This is a genomic window from Methylobacterium sp. UNC300MFChir4.1 (genome assembly GCF_900110155.1).
Lineage (GTDB): Bacteria > Pseudomonadota > Alphaproteobacteria > Rhizobiales > Beijerinckiaceae > Methylobacterium.
On the sequence record NZ_FOCS01000033.1, the window covers coordinates 12,023 to 24,857 of the forward strand.

Annotated in this window: 11 protein-coding genes and 1 pseudogene; 6 read left to right on the forward strand and 6 right to left on the reverse strand. The window is 69.1% G+C overall.

What is annotated here, in order from left to right:
* Positions 1-61 precede the first annotated feature (61 nt).
* Complete coding sequence (locus BMY19_RS27255) at positions 62-1,585, forward strand: glycosyltransferase family 61 protein (RefSeq protein ID WP_170863058.1); 1,524 nt, start codon at positions 62-64, stop codon at positions 1,583-1,585.
* Between the two features lie 53 nt (positions 1,586-1,638).
* Positions 1,639-2,589, forward strand: coding sequence for a hypothetical protein (locus BMY19_RS27260; RefSeq protein WP_139215717.1), 951 nt, complete (start codon positions 1,639-1,641; stop codon positions 2,587-2,589).
* 162 nt (positions 2,590-2,751) lie between these two features.
* Here BMY19_RS27260 and BMY19_RS27265 read toward each other — a convergent pair whose 3' ends face one another.
* The 6 genes from BMY19_RS27265 to BMY19_RS31690 all read right to left on the reverse strand — a co-directional run bounded on the left by BMY19_RS27265 (position 2,752) and on the right by BMY19_RS31690 (position 8,946).
* Positions 2,752-3,687, reverse strand: a complete 936-nt coding sequence (locus BMY19_RS27265; RefSeq protein ID WP_100253552.1) for a GNAT family N-acetyltransferase — start codon at positions 3,685-3,687, stop codon at positions 2,752-2,754.
* Between the two features lie 2 nt (positions 3,688-3,689).
* Positions 3,690-4,355 carry an acetyltransferase gene (locus BMY19_RS27270; RefSeq protein WP_100253553.1) on the reverse strand — a complete coding sequence of 222 codons (666 nt, stop codon included), beginning with the start codon at positions 4,353-4,355 and terminating at the stop codon, positions 3,690-3,692.
* 3 nt (positions 4,356-4,358) lie between these two features.
* Positions 4,359-5,192, reverse strand: a complete 834-nt coding sequence (locus BMY19_RS27275) for a class I SAM-dependent methyltransferase (RefSeq protein ID WP_244535035.1) — start codon at positions 5,190-5,192, stop codon at positions 4,359-4,361.
* A gap of 153 nt (positions 5,193-5,345) precedes the next feature.
* Positions 5,346-6,467, reverse strand: coding sequence for a DegT/DnrJ/EryC1/StrS family aminotransferase (locus BMY19_RS27280; protein WP_100253555.1), 1,122 nt, complete (start codon positions 6,465-6,467; stop codon positions 5,346-5,348).
* A 12-nt stretch (positions 6,468-6,479) separates the two neighbouring features.
* Positions 6,480-6,884: a sugar 3,4-ketoisomerase gene (locus BMY19_RS27285; protein ID WP_100253556.1), complete on the reverse strand. Its 405-nt coding sequence runs from the start codon at positions 6,882-6,884 to the stop codon at positions 6,480-6,482.
* A 190-nt stretch (positions 6,885-7,074) separates the two neighbouring features.
* On the reverse strand, positions 7,075-8,946 hold the full coding sequence (locus BMY19_RS31690) for a glycosyltransferase family 61 protein (RefSeq protein WP_100253557.1): 1,872 nt from the start codon (positions 8,944-8,946) through the stop codon (positions 7,075-7,077).
* Positions 8,947-9,176: 230 nt separating this feature from the next.
* On the opposite strand from BMY19_RS31690, the gene BMY19_RS27295 reads away from it, so the two are divergent.
* The 4 genes and pseudogenes from BMY19_RS27295 to BMY19_RS27310 all read left to right on the forward strand — a co-directional run bounded on the left by BMY19_RS27295 (position 9,177) and on the right by BMY19_RS27310 (position 12,668).
* The gene (locus BMY19_RS27295) at positions 9,177-9,938 is read left to right on the forward strand and encodes a hypothetical protein (RefSeq protein WP_100253558.1); all 762 of its coding nucleotides are present in this window, start codon (positions 9,177-9,179) and stop codon (positions 9,936-9,938) included.
* The gene (locus tag BMY19_RS27300; RefSeq protein WP_100253559.1) at positions 9,935-10,939 is read left to right on the forward strand and encodes an NAD-dependent epimerase/dehydratase family protein; all 1,005 of its coding nucleotides are present in this window, start codon (positions 9,935-9,937) and stop codon (positions 10,937-10,939) included. The genes BMY19_RS27295 and BMY19_RS27300 overlap by 4 nt, the downstream gene beginning before the upstream one ends.
* A gap of 79 nt (positions 10,940-11,018) precedes the next feature.
* Positions 11,019-11,654, forward strand: a pseudogene (locus BMY19_RS31490) (DedA family protein); the annotation flags it as partial.
* A gap of 597 nt (positions 11,655-12,251) precedes the next feature.
* A complete protein-coding gene (locus tag BMY19_RS27310; RefSeq protein WP_100253561.1) occupies positions 12,252-12,668 on the forward strand; it encodes a hypothetical protein in 417 nt (138 codons plus the stop codon).
* Positions 12,669-12,835 lie beyond the last annotated feature (167 nt).

Below are 12,835 nucleotides of genomic sequence, written 5' to 3' on the forward strand. Positions count from 1 at the left end.
CTGAGCACCCGATCTCAGCTGCACGATGCGCCGTTCGACGTCGAGGATAGATATCTCAGCGATGTTGGAGTGGCTTGCCTTACGGATCGCGCGCCGGATCGTCGACAGTGACTATTATCTGACACGAAATGCCGACGTGGCGGCGGCAGGCGTCGATCCGGTCGCCCATTTCGCGCGGCACTGGTCCGCGGCGCCATTGCGCGCGCCCAACGCGCGCATGGAGGCGCGGATCTACGCGTGGTCGCCCGTGCTCGTCGCCGTTCTGGCGATGCTCGGGCAGAGCCGTCAGGACATCACGGACTGCTTCCGCTACCGCATCAACCAACTCGCGACCCGGCGCGGTTTCGGCCTGCAGCTTCGGCTCGCCCTCGCGCTCGCGCGCTTCCTCGCCGTGCGGTCCGCATCGCACGCACGTCCGAGCGGCGGAGCGGGCACCGGTCTCGGCTCGATCTACCCGGTGGTGCGGATCGGGCAGGATGCGGTGCCCTGGATCGACTGCCGCGGCATCGCGGAAGCCGGCGTGTTCGACTTCACGGATCCAGAGGTCGCTCTGTCCGCGCAGCCGCCGACCGCCCGTCGACTGCGCAGGCCGGAACTCTGGTGCGCGACGATCCGGGACGCGTCGCTCTTCGGCTTCGCTCAGATCGTCTCCCATTCCGCCTTCGTGGTCTACGAGCCGGAGGCGGACCCGGCGTTCCGCTACACGAGCCGCCAGTGCGAGTTCGTCATCACCTGTTTCGGCCCCAAGGGCGACCGGGTCCTGGCCCGTGTCCCGCAGGAGGCGGATCGGGCGATCGATGCGGGCATCCTTCTGATCGGGCGATGCGGTGCGAACTATTTTCACTTCCTGATCGAGTACGCCACGAAGGGTTACATCGTCGACAATGCGTCGATACCGCAGGATGTGCCGCTCATCCTGAGCGACGATCTGTTTCCGCAGGAAATGGACGCCCTGAAGCTGCTCTTCCCGGGCCGCCCATTCACGGTCCGGCCGCACGGGCAGCGGCTGGACGTGAAGACGCTCTACGTTCCGTCCTTGATGACCTTCATTCCGGATACGCCTGACGTCGAGTTCTGGACGGTCGCCGCTGTCAATCACGCGAGCCTCTCATGGCTGCGTGAGCGAGTAATCGAGGCCGTTCCAGCGCCCAGTACTCCGGCGGTCCGGAAGCTCTATCTCGGGCGATCCGCGGGGCGTAACATCACGAACGCCGCCGAGGTGGAGGCAGTGTTTCGCCGGCACGGTTTCGAGATCGTGAACCCGGGGCAGCTCAGCTTCGCGGAACAGGTCGAGGCTTTCAGGACTGCGCGCTGCATCGCCGGGCCGATCGGCGCCGCCTTCGCCAATCTGGTTTTCGCATCCCCGGGCACCCTCGTCCTGGGACTCGTGTCGCCGTTCGCCGTGCAGTTCTCGACGTTCGCCAGCCTCGCGAGGTTTGCCGGGTGTCGCTACTTGGCCGTCCCCGGTGAGCACGGGGCCTATCGCCCCGGGGCCGAGACGCGGCGCCGCTCGCTCGAGCTGACGCACGGCAATTACCGCATCGATCTCGATTACCTGGATACCGTGCTGCGGACCAATGTTTGAAATCTGGCTGTGCCGGCGCACGTCGTCGCGATTTGATCGACAGGGATGACAGCATGAAGACGCCATGGACCGATCTTGGCCTGCGGTTCGCCGCGCCGGGCTCGGGTCTGCTCCGGACGCACGCCATGCTGCCCACGCCGATCGTGCTGGCGGACCGTGTCCGGGTATATTTCTCGTCCTGCGATGCCGATCTGCGCGGGCGTATCTACTCCGTTGACCTGAGCTTGGACCATCCGCACCCGGTCATCCATTTCGATCCCGCACCCGTTCTCGATCTCGGAGCCGCGGGGTGTTTCGACGCAGACGGCGTCAATCCCTGTCATCTCGAACGCGTCGATGATATTTGGCGGCTGTATTACGTCGGCTGGCAGAGGCTGTCGGAGGACGTTCCCTATACCCTCTTGGCCGGCCTCGCGGTGAGCGAAGATCGCGGCAAAACCTTCAGGCGGTGGAAGACGGAGCCTGTCCTTCCGGCGACGCCCGACGAGGGCTACTTCCGGACTGCTCCGTTTGTCCGGCGGGTGGGGGAAGGCTTCCAGATCTTCTATATCGGCGGCAACCGCTTCGTTCGTAGCCCCTCCGGGAAGATGCTCCCGCGTTACGCCATCCGCCGGTCGAGATCCGCGGACGGGATTAACTGGGCGGCCCCGGCGGAGGATGTGCTGCTGCCGGATGAGGCGCGCGGCGAGATCGGCTTCGGCCGTCCGCGCGTCGAGACGCTCCCCGGGCAGGACCCTGTTCTGATGGTCTCGGTTCGGACCGAACAGAGCTACAGGCTGATGATGTGCCCGTGGGACGAGGGCCCGGTCGATCCGTCCCGCCTCGTTCCGGTCATCGATACCGCAGGACAGGCATGGGCGTCCGAGATGACGTGCTTCGGTGCGACCTGCCAAGTCGGCGAGCGGACCCTGCTCTTCTACAACGGCAACGGCTTCGGACGAACTGGGTTCGGTCTGGCCTACCGGGATCCGGCCGCGGCCGAGGACGGATTTCGAAGAATGTGAGCCCGGCCGCGTGTTGGGACAGGCGCTGCCGCGACCTGATCGACAACGGCTTCGGGAGCGGTGCAGGGCCCCCGACCCCGATGGCCAGGCCGAACGCGTCGGCGGGGCGATCACCGCCTCCGCGGGGCTCGGGTTGGCCAGGACCTCGGACGATTCGCCTCGCTACAATGCAATTGCGTAGGTGTCGTGCATCACGGCGCTGCCGCCGAACTCCTCCTTCTGGGTGAGAAGGCCCTGATTCAGGACGCGGCCGCCCTCCTCGGTCGAGATGCCGAAGTCGAAATAGCGCTTCGTCGGCTGGTAGGTCTTGATCAGCGTGCTGAAGAGGAGATCCAGCGCCCCCGCGTCCCGGCCCTGCCGGTTGGACGCGATGTACTGCGCATGCGCGACGTCCGCGGTCTCGAAGATCACGACGCCGCCCACCGTCTCGCCCGCCTGCTCGGCCGTGAACAGTTTGATGTTGTCCGGAAAGCGCCCCGCCAGCATCTCGATCTCCGGCAGGGTGTGAACCGGCGCGACGCCGTGGCGCTCCCGGAGCGTCTGCGCGAGGATGTCCCAGAACTCTGGCCAGAGGCTGTCGGTGCGGACGGTGAGGCCGGCCTTCTGCGCCTTGCCGACACCCCGGCGGCGGCGGGACGAGAGTTCGCCGGGCAGCCGGTAGTCGATCGTCGTGGTGACGTCCCTCCGGACCAGCTGGGCGCCGACACGGAACAAGCAGTAGAGGTCGGCCTCGGCGGGCCGGCGGTGATAGATCGACGGGACCGGCTTGTAGATCAGCTTCCTGGCGCCGGCCTGCCTGTAATGGTTGAGGCAATCCTCGAACAGCGTCAGGGTGGCGTCGGTCGACAGGCGGCCGGTCAGGAGTCCGCCGAACGTCAGGCCCTGATGGGAATGGATCGTGTCGCCGTCGACATTCGCGGGAAGCGTCGCCACCAGCGTATCGTCGCGGATGATGAGCAGCGAGGCGTCCGTGAAGCGGTCGGCGTGGTAATCCATGAAGCCGCGATCGAACAGGAAATGTCCGTTCAGAGCCGTGCCATTGTGCGCGTTCCAGGCCGAGGTTTGATCCTGGGTGAACCGCCGGACCGTCACGGTCATCGCTAGCGCGCTCGGCAGAAGCGCGTTGCGGCGATCTTGCGCGGCTCTGCCGGATTGCCTTGGTAGATCTTGTCCGGCTCCGTGGATTGCGCGAGGCTCGACGCCATGCTGATGTAGTTGTCGGGCGCGATTGTGACGCCGTGTCCGATGGCGGCGTTGACGCCGAGGAAGCTGTAGGCCCCGATCCGGCAAAAGCCCGAGATCACCACGTGTGAACTCACGAAGACATTGTCCTCGATGACCGAGCGGTGGCCGATGTGGTTGCCGCTCCAGAGTGTGACGTTGTTTCCAATCTCAACGAAGGGTTGGACGACGTTGTGCTCCAGGATAAAGCAGTTCTCGCCGATCGTGACATTGTGCCAGACGAAGGCCTTCGTGCTGACATACGACGTCAACCTGTAGCCCATGGACTTGACCTGCGCGCAGAGATCGGCACGGACGCGGTTGAGCTTCGAATCGCCGATGGCGACGAAGGCGTCGTACTCCTCGGGCGGGTAGGCCTGCTGCACCTGGGCGAGCGGGACCACCGGCAGATCGTGGTGATGCGGCTGCGTGATGTACGCCTCGCCGATCGAGAAAGCCTTCACTTCATGGCCGCTGTCGTGGGTGAAGTACTCATAGGCCATGCTGGCGATTTCGCCGTTGCCGAAGATGATCAGCGGTTTCATCGATTACGCCTTCATGATGAGGAGATCTTCGCGCCGGTTGGCCATGGGGAGATCCGGCGCCTGAGGCATGACGTAGGCGTCCGCGCCGGCGGCCTGCGCCCGCTGGATGAGCCCCATGAGCACGGCGTCGTCGATCTTGCCGAGGCTCGGCTCATTGTAGCGGACGTCCGGCTCGGAGTCGGTCTGCGTGAAGGCCTTATGAAAGCGCCGGCCGGTCTCGCTCGCGAAGAAGCGGCGCCGCTTCGAGATGTTCGGGATGTCGCCGATCAGGGCACGGCCGCCATCGGCGAGCAGTGCCACGATGCTGTCGAGGAAGGTGAAGGGATTGCCCTCCGCGAACACGTAATGGAAGACGCTGTAGCAGAGGACGATGTCGGCTTGGCCGACCGCATTCCGGACGGCGTCCCGGTTCGCCGGGAACGCGCCGGCGATCTTCGAGGTCACGCCGGCGACGTCGGGCAGTTGCTCGAGCATCTCCGCGCTATCGACGAGGACCAGGCGGTGGTCCCGCTCGCGGCACAGATCAATAAGGCGATGCGGCAGCCCGGCGCATCCGGGCCCAATATCCACGATGGTGGCGCCGGTCCCGAGCAGGGCCGGGAGCTTGGCCGCGATGTCGCGCAGGATCGCCTCCTCGAAGCCGTCGCGGTACGTCTCCGGGAAGCCGATCCGCTCGTTGGCGGAGAGGTGCGGATTCTGCGCGAGGGCGCGGAATCCCTCGAACGTGAGGTCGACCTTGGCGAGATCGACGTCGCGGCCGGTCCGGAGGTTCTCCAAGGAACTCGGGCCGTCCTTGGGAGGCCCACCGTCGGCAGCGTTCAGGGGTGACGATGACACGGGGGCCTCCTGTTCCGTTTGGAATCGGCGTCCGAGCCCGGGCGGTCCCGGTCCCGAGACGCTCCAGCTGCCCGAACTGCGCGGCGCGGGGAACCGGCCGCGGATCTTAGGACTGCTGACGGCCCCGGGCTCAGCGGTCCGAGGCTGTAGATCTCACGCCGGGCCGTGGCGCTGGTTCGAGGCCATGGCCGCACGGCAGGCGAGCACGACGTGCCGGATTTCCTCTTCCTGAAGATGGGGCCCGATGGGAAGGCTCAGGATCTCTCGACCGAGGACGCGGCCCAGACGGCTCTCCCCCGCGATCGAGACGCCCGCATAGGCTTCGGCATCTGCCGGTGCGATCGGGTAATGAATCTGCGTGCCGACCCCCGCCTCGTCGAGCCGCGCCGCCAGCGCATCCCGCTGCCCGGATCGGACGACGAACAGGTGCCAGACGGGATCGGTGCGCGGATCGACCTGCGGAAGAGTGAGGTCCGTATCGGCGAGGCCGTCCCGATACGCGGCCGCGACGGCGCGGCGCCGGCTGTTCCAGTCGTCGAGATGGCGCAGCTTGATGCGAAGCAGCGCGGCCTGAAGCTCGTCGAGCCGCGAGTTCACCCCCTGCTGCCGATGCACGTATTTCTCGCGCGAGCCGTAGTTGGCGAGTTCGCGGATCCGGCGCGCGACTGCCGTGTCGGACGTGGTTACGGCCCCGCCATCGCCCAGAGCACCCAGATTCTTGCCCGGATAGAAGCTGAAAGCGGCGACGTCGCCGAGGCTGCCCGTCCGCCGCCCGGCGAAGGTCGCGCCGTGGGCCTGCGCGGCATCCTCAATGCATACGAGATTATGCCGGTGCGCGAGGGCGCGCAGCGCCTCCATGTCGGCCGGCTGGCCGTAGAGGTGGACCGGCATGATGGCCTTCGTCCGGCTGCTGACAACCCGCGCGGCTCCGGCCGGGTCCATGTTGTAGGTCGACGGATCCGGATCGACGGAGACCGGCTTCGCGCCGACCTGGCTCACCGCTAGCCAGGTCGCGATGAAGGTGTTCGACGGCACGAGCACCTCGTCGCCGGGACCGATCCCGTAGGCGCGCAGGATCAGGATCAGGGCGTCCAGGCCGTTAGCGACGCCGACCGCATGCTCGGCCTCGCAATAGGCGGCGAACTCCGATTCGAAAGCTTCGACCTCCTCACCCAGGACGTATCGCGAACGGTCGAGGACGCGGTGCCACGCGGCGTCGAGGTCGGCGCGGACGGTGTCGTGGGTGCGGCCGAGATCGAGAAACGGAACCTTCATCGCGGGCCTCCCCTACCGGCTTCCCACGGCGCGCAAGAATGTGTCGTAGTCCCTGTAATAGTCGCTCTCCTCGTAATGCTGCGAGGCCAGGGAGAGACACACTGCCCCACCGGAGAACTCGTCGATATCGCGCCACACCATGCGCGGGACATAGAGGCCGATGTTGGGTCGATTGAGCAGAAACGTCTGGCGCGTGCGGCCGTCATCCAGGTGAATTTTGAAGCTGCCAGAGATCGCGATCAGGACTTGCTGCAGCTCTTTGTGGCTATGCCCCGCGCGCACCGCGCCGTGCGAGACATCGTAGATGAAATAGACGCGTCGGATGTCGAACGGCACATCCTTCTCGGCCTCGATGGGCGTCAGCGCTCCCCTATGATCGAGGATGTGGCGAAACTCGATCAGGTGTGGCTGAGTCATCGTTCCCCCGCCGAAATGCCGGCTCTCTGACGTCGACCCTCGACCGCGAAACATACCATGGACCGTGCCGAGGCCCCTTCGCGTCCGGAGCGCGATCCGATGTCGCGAAGCCCTCTAAGCGCAACGCGACCGATCCGCAACGGTCGGACTCTACTTCCGCGAGCCTTGTCGAACAAATGCAATTACTGATCTATTGTCCATCGGCTCGCCACGGGAATGGAAGAGCGCCGAGCAGTCGGCCCACGACCGACCGTCCGGCGACCGCAGGCGCGACGGGCGGCACCTGCGGCGATAGCACCGGGGTTGGCTGCGCCAGAGATCGGAGGGCCGCGACCACTGCGCTCGGCGCGACGTGGTAGCTGGCGTGGAAAGCGTGGCCGTCCTCGTTCGTCGTCTGGCCGCGCAGGAACGTGATCCGCGCGCCGCCGGCCTCGATGAAACTGGTATAGCCCCGGAAATTGAAGCTCAGGTTGGCGTGGATCAGGCCGAGGATCCGGCAATCCGGGCGGCAGAACAGTCCGTTGGTGAGCGCCGAACTCGACGAGCCGACGATGATGTCGGCGGCGTGGAACGCGTCGACCTGTTCGAGGAACGTCATCGTCTCCGGAGTGATGACCTCGAAGCCGTGCGGCCGGAGCGCCTCGGCGATCTCGACCTCGTTGACGAGTTGGCGCTGCGCGAAGGCCTTGCGCGAGATGAACAGCCGGCGGCCGGTGCTGCCGCTCAGGGCCCCCCGCGCGCGCGCGCTGTCGAGGATGCGGGCGCGCAGATCCACCAGGATGTCGGCGGGCCAGATCGTGTCGTAGACCGGCTGCCCCGGCCGCATCTCGAACGGGAAGAAGGCGGGCACCGGCGCGAGGCCGAGCCGGCCGAACGCCACCGGCCGGGGCGGCAGCTTGATGATCGGGCGGTCGCGCGTGTCGAGGAGCCGGACCACCTCCTCGTGGGTCGCCGGCATGTGGTCGTCGATGCAGAGCGGGATGCCGTCCGGGCAGCACGGGTCGTTGTAGGCGAGCATGCGCGGCACGAACTCGCAGAACCAGTGGCCGTAATTCCGGCTCTGGAGCCCGAACATCGACAGGCCGGCCTCGATCGACAGGCTGTCCTCCGGCACCTCGACGAGGGCCCGCCTCTCCCCGAAGGCCGCCATCACGATCTGGTCCGGGTTGACCCCGTCCTGGAGCAGCACGTCCCGCCGGCGGGGATGGGCGGCGAGGTCATAGATCAGGTGGCTGTCCTTCACGACGAGGTTGCTGCGCGGGAAGGCGTGGCAGCCGTCGACGAACGCGAGGTACTGGCTCGGCGCCTCCAGATCCCCCGGCTCAGAAGTGAGGGGCGGCGGCGGCTCGGTGAACTTGAGCTCCGGTGCCTGGATCGGCCGGGGCGGCCGGAGCTCGGCGTAGTCGATGCCCGGCCGGCCGGCCAGGGACGCGGCGGCGACCATGTCGTAGCAGGCCAGGGGGCCGGCGCCGATCAGCCGGCGGGTCGTCTCGTGCAGGGCGACGGCCGCGTCGAAGTCCCCGGCCTCGATCAGCGCGTCGAGCTGGAGCCGGCGCAGATTCTTGATCTTCTTGGCGAGCGGATCCCCGTCCCGCGAGACGAGGCCGGGCGCGCCGCCGTTGAGATCCAGGGCAAGGCGGTAGCACTGGACGCTCGCCTCGGCCTCGCCGCGCAGCTCCAGCAGCCACGCCCTGTCGATCAGCTCCTCCATGATCCGCGGGCGCAGCCGGTTCGCGTCCGCGGCGCGCAGGCGTGCGACGACCGGATCCGCCTCGGCGAAGCGTCCGCGGGCGCAGAGGTCGCGCAGGCGCGCCTCCGCTGCGGCCAGGGCCCAGCGGCCGCCATCGCGGCCTGCCAGGATGGCCGCGAGGTCGTAGGCCTGGGCCGCGAGATCGGGCGCGCCGCCCCCGTCCAGCCGGAACGCCAGGGCGTCGAGATGGCGGATCATCGTGCCGGGATTGGTTCCCGCCGCCGCCGGGTCGGCCGCGAGCGCGCCGAGCCGGGCGATCAGGTCGGCCTGGCCGCCGCGATGATCTCTGATCAGGTCCAGGAAGTGTGACATGTTCCGCGTGCTCGACCGGCCCGTTCCCGGCCTCGACGTGGTGCCAACCTCGGACGGCCGCCGGCAGGAGCGGAGCCGCGCATCGGGCGTCGTGGCAGGAGCCCACCCTTAGCGTCCTGCCGCGGAACTGGTAAATCCCCGTCCCGAACGGGTCGGCCGTGGCTTCGCGCGCCGGCCGCCGCCCGCGGCGTCGGGCCGGCGCGCGGGCGGGAGATGAGGAAAGCCTTCGGATGCCGGAATCGGGGAGCCTTGAGATCGGCGGTGACCGGATCGCGTCGGTCCGGACGCTGGCGGCCGGCCGGCAAGCCGGGCGCGACGGGGCGCTGTGCGCCATGGAAGCGGTCGCCCATCTCGCCGGGGAGCCGCTCTCGGACCGGCCGGCCTGCGCGTCGCCCGTGATTGCCGCCTTCGTCCGCACGTGGAGCGACGGCCTGCCGCAGGCAGCGCGCGACGGCCGCATCCTCCCCCTGCTGCCCCGCCTCGTCGGGACGCGCGGTTCGGAACTCGTCGAGCGACGCCGGGCCGGGATGGTGGCCGACTGGCTCGTCCGCGTTCACCTGCCGGCATGGTTCCACCTCGCCAAGCTGAACGTCGAGGCCGACGTGCTCGCCGGCTTGCCCGAGATCCGCGATCTGGGGGATCTCGCCGGGCTGTGCGACGACCTCCGACGCGCCCGCAAGCGGGCGGCGATCGCTAATCTCACCCTGCGCCAGACCGGCTCCTACGTGCGGGCGGCGGCCTGGGACGCCGCCCAGCGGGCGGCCTGGACGGCGATCCGCGACGACCTGGAAGCGGCCGGCGGCCCGATCCTCGCCGCCGCCTGGGACACCGCCTACGCGGCGGCCTACGCGGCGGCCCGCGCCTCCGGCAAGGCGCCCCTGGAGCCGACCCGGCGCGCGCTGGAGGACACCGCTCGGACGCTGCTCGAGCGCCTGATCGCGGCGGGCGAGGCCGGGTCCGACGGCGCTCTCCCCGCCGATCCGCGGCCATGAGCGGCGCCGCCGGCGGGCTGCCCGGGCCGGGGCTCGCGGGCGCCCGCTGCCTCGTGCTGGGCGGCGGCGGGTTTCTCGGGCTGAACCTGTGCAACCGCCTGGCGGCGGCGGGCGCAGAGGTCACGTGCTTCAGCCGCAGCCACCCGCAGGCCGAGGTCCTGGACCGGCGCGTCGCCCGAGTGTCCGGCCAGTTCTCCGACCGCCTCGCCCTCGCCAACGCGGTGGAGCGCCAGGACGTCGTCTTCCACCTGATCGCCGGCTCGATCCCCGAGAGCTCCAACCGCGACCCGTCGGCTGAGTTCTCGGCGGCGCCGATCGCCACGCTGCACCTCTTGGAAATCTGCCGCTCGGCCCGGATCGGGAAGCTCGTGTTCGCGTCCTCCGGGGGCGCGATCTACGGGATCCCGGCCGCCATCCCGATCCCCGAGCAAGCGCCGACCGACCCGATCTCGGCCTACGGCATCAGCAAGCTGATGATCGAGAAGTCGCTCTACCTCTACCGGCACCTTCACGGGATCGACTACCAGATCCTGCGGATCGCCAACCCGTACGGCCGCTTCCAGCTCGGCACCAAGCACCAGGGCCTGATCGGCAGCTACATCCACCGCGTCCTCACCGACCAGCCGCTGGAGGTCTGGGGGACCGGCGCGGTGGTGCGCGACTTCCTCCACATCGACGACGTGAGCGACGCCTTCCTGGGGGCCGTGGCATATCGGGGGCCGCACAAGGTGCTGAATGTCGGCAGCGGCCGGGGCCTGAGCGTCAACCAGGTCATCGCCGAGCTGAAGGTGGCCTTCGGGCGGGACCACCTCCCCTGCGTGCACCGGCCGAGCCGCGCCGCCGACGTGCCGGCCAACGTGCTCGACACCGCGCTGATCCGGTCGGAACTCGGCTGGCAGCCCCGCGTCCCCCTGCAGGCGGGTCTCACCGGGACCATCACTTGGATGCGCGCCCACCTGGCCCGGTCGCGGGCGGCTGGCGTGCCCTCCGGCGCCGGCTGACCGGCCAGATGATCACGCCGCCCCGGAGCGGCCACGTTTGTCGGCGACAGCGCGCGGCATCGATCCGCGAGGAGACCCCATGTCCTTCCTGCACGATCTGCCGATCGCCGACCTGATCGCGCATTACGGCTACCTGGCGATCTTCGTCATCATCACCCTCGAGAGCGCCGGACTGCCCCTGCCCGGCGAGACGGTGCTGCTGACCTCGGCGGCCTACGCGGGCAGCACCGGCAACATCAACATCGCCGTCGTCGTGGCGATCGCCGCGACCGCCGCCATCCTGGGCGACAATGCCGGCTACTGGGTCGGCCGCCGCTGGGGCCTGCCCCTGCTCCTGCGCAAGGGCCACCTGATCGGGCTCGACCACGGCCGGCTCAAGCTCGGCCAGTACCTGTTCCGCCGGCATGGCGGGAAGATCGTGTTCTTCGGCCGCTTCACCGCGATGCTCCGGGCCTACGCGGCGGTCCTGGCCGGCGTGAACAAGCTCGACGCCCGCCGCTTCATGGCCTTCAACGCCCTCGGCGGCGTGGCCTGGGCCTCGATCATGGGGTTCGGCGCCTACCTGTGCGGCCGCTCGATCGAGAACGTGATGGGTCCCGTCGGCCTCGGGCTGCTGGCCTTCGTCCTGCTGGGCGCCGTCGCCCTGTGGCTGTTCATGCGCCGGCACGAGGCGCGCCTGATGGTCGCCGCCGAGGCCGAGATCCCGGGGCCGCTCGGCGGGGGGCTCGGCGAGGCGCGGGCCGAGCCTGTCCCGGGGCCTGTCCCGGCGCACGGCGGCGTGGACCCGGATAGCCGGGTCCAGGCGGAGTTCCAGAATCAGATCGCAGCGCTCCTGGCGGAGCGGGAGCGCGCGGCACCGCAGCCCACCGCGCGCGCGGCCGCCCAGACCCGGCGCGCGCCCTGGCCCCTGTGGTTCAAGATCCCCGTGCTGCTCGTCGCCGCCGGTGCCGGCATGGCGGTGATCTCCTGGCACGACGGCGTCACCGGCGGCTTCTACGGACGGCTCATCGGGCATGTCGGGATCCTCGGCATCGCCCTGATCGTCGCCGTCCCCGCCCTCCTCCTGCTGGTGGTCGGCCGGCGGCTCCCGCGTCTTGAGGACGAGGCCGACGCGGAGTCTGAGGAGGCCGTCGGGCTGGCGGCGTGACCGCCGCGCCGGACGGCCCTCGCGCTCGGGCTGCAGGGTTGACCGGTCCGGGGGCCGATCGTACAGCCGGCCTCGACCCGACAGGGGCGCCCAGTCGCGCCGGCCTCCCGCCGGCGGCCGCGTGCCCGAGACCCGTTGGGCCCCGCGACTGAGACGGAGCCGACCTTGGCCGAAGACGTAGAGGCGCTGCGGGCGGAACTCGCCGAGACCCAGGCGCGGCTCAAGGAAGCGCAGGGCGAGCTGGCCCGGCTGGTGCGTCTCGCCGAGGCGGATCTCCAGCGCCGGCGTCCCGGCGAGCAGTCGAGCGTCGTCGCCTCGTCGGTGCGCCGCCCCGCCGCCAAGGAGGTCGCGGCCCGGATCGCCCGGTTCGCCCACCTCTACCGGGAAGCCGCCGAGGCCACCCCGGACCGCGCCCCGGTCGTGCCCGAGCAGACGATGCTCGCGTGGCTCGAGACATCCGGCCTGTTCGACCGCCAGTTCTACCTCGCCTGCAACGACGACGTCGCCAATGCCGGGGCCGATCCGATGATGCACTACTACAATCACGGGTCGGAGGAGGCGCGCCTGCCCTCGACGCTGTGAGGCCGCTCGACGGCGCGGGCGCGCGGCGGGATGACCGGTCTCGAAAGTCTTCACTCGCCCCGTGATCGACCGTGACAAGTATAAAATTAGAAGAACGGCCGATAGACTTCGCGATCGTCTCTATCGGCCGCGTTGACCCTCCCCGTCCCGTGATCTAGGGAGCGGCC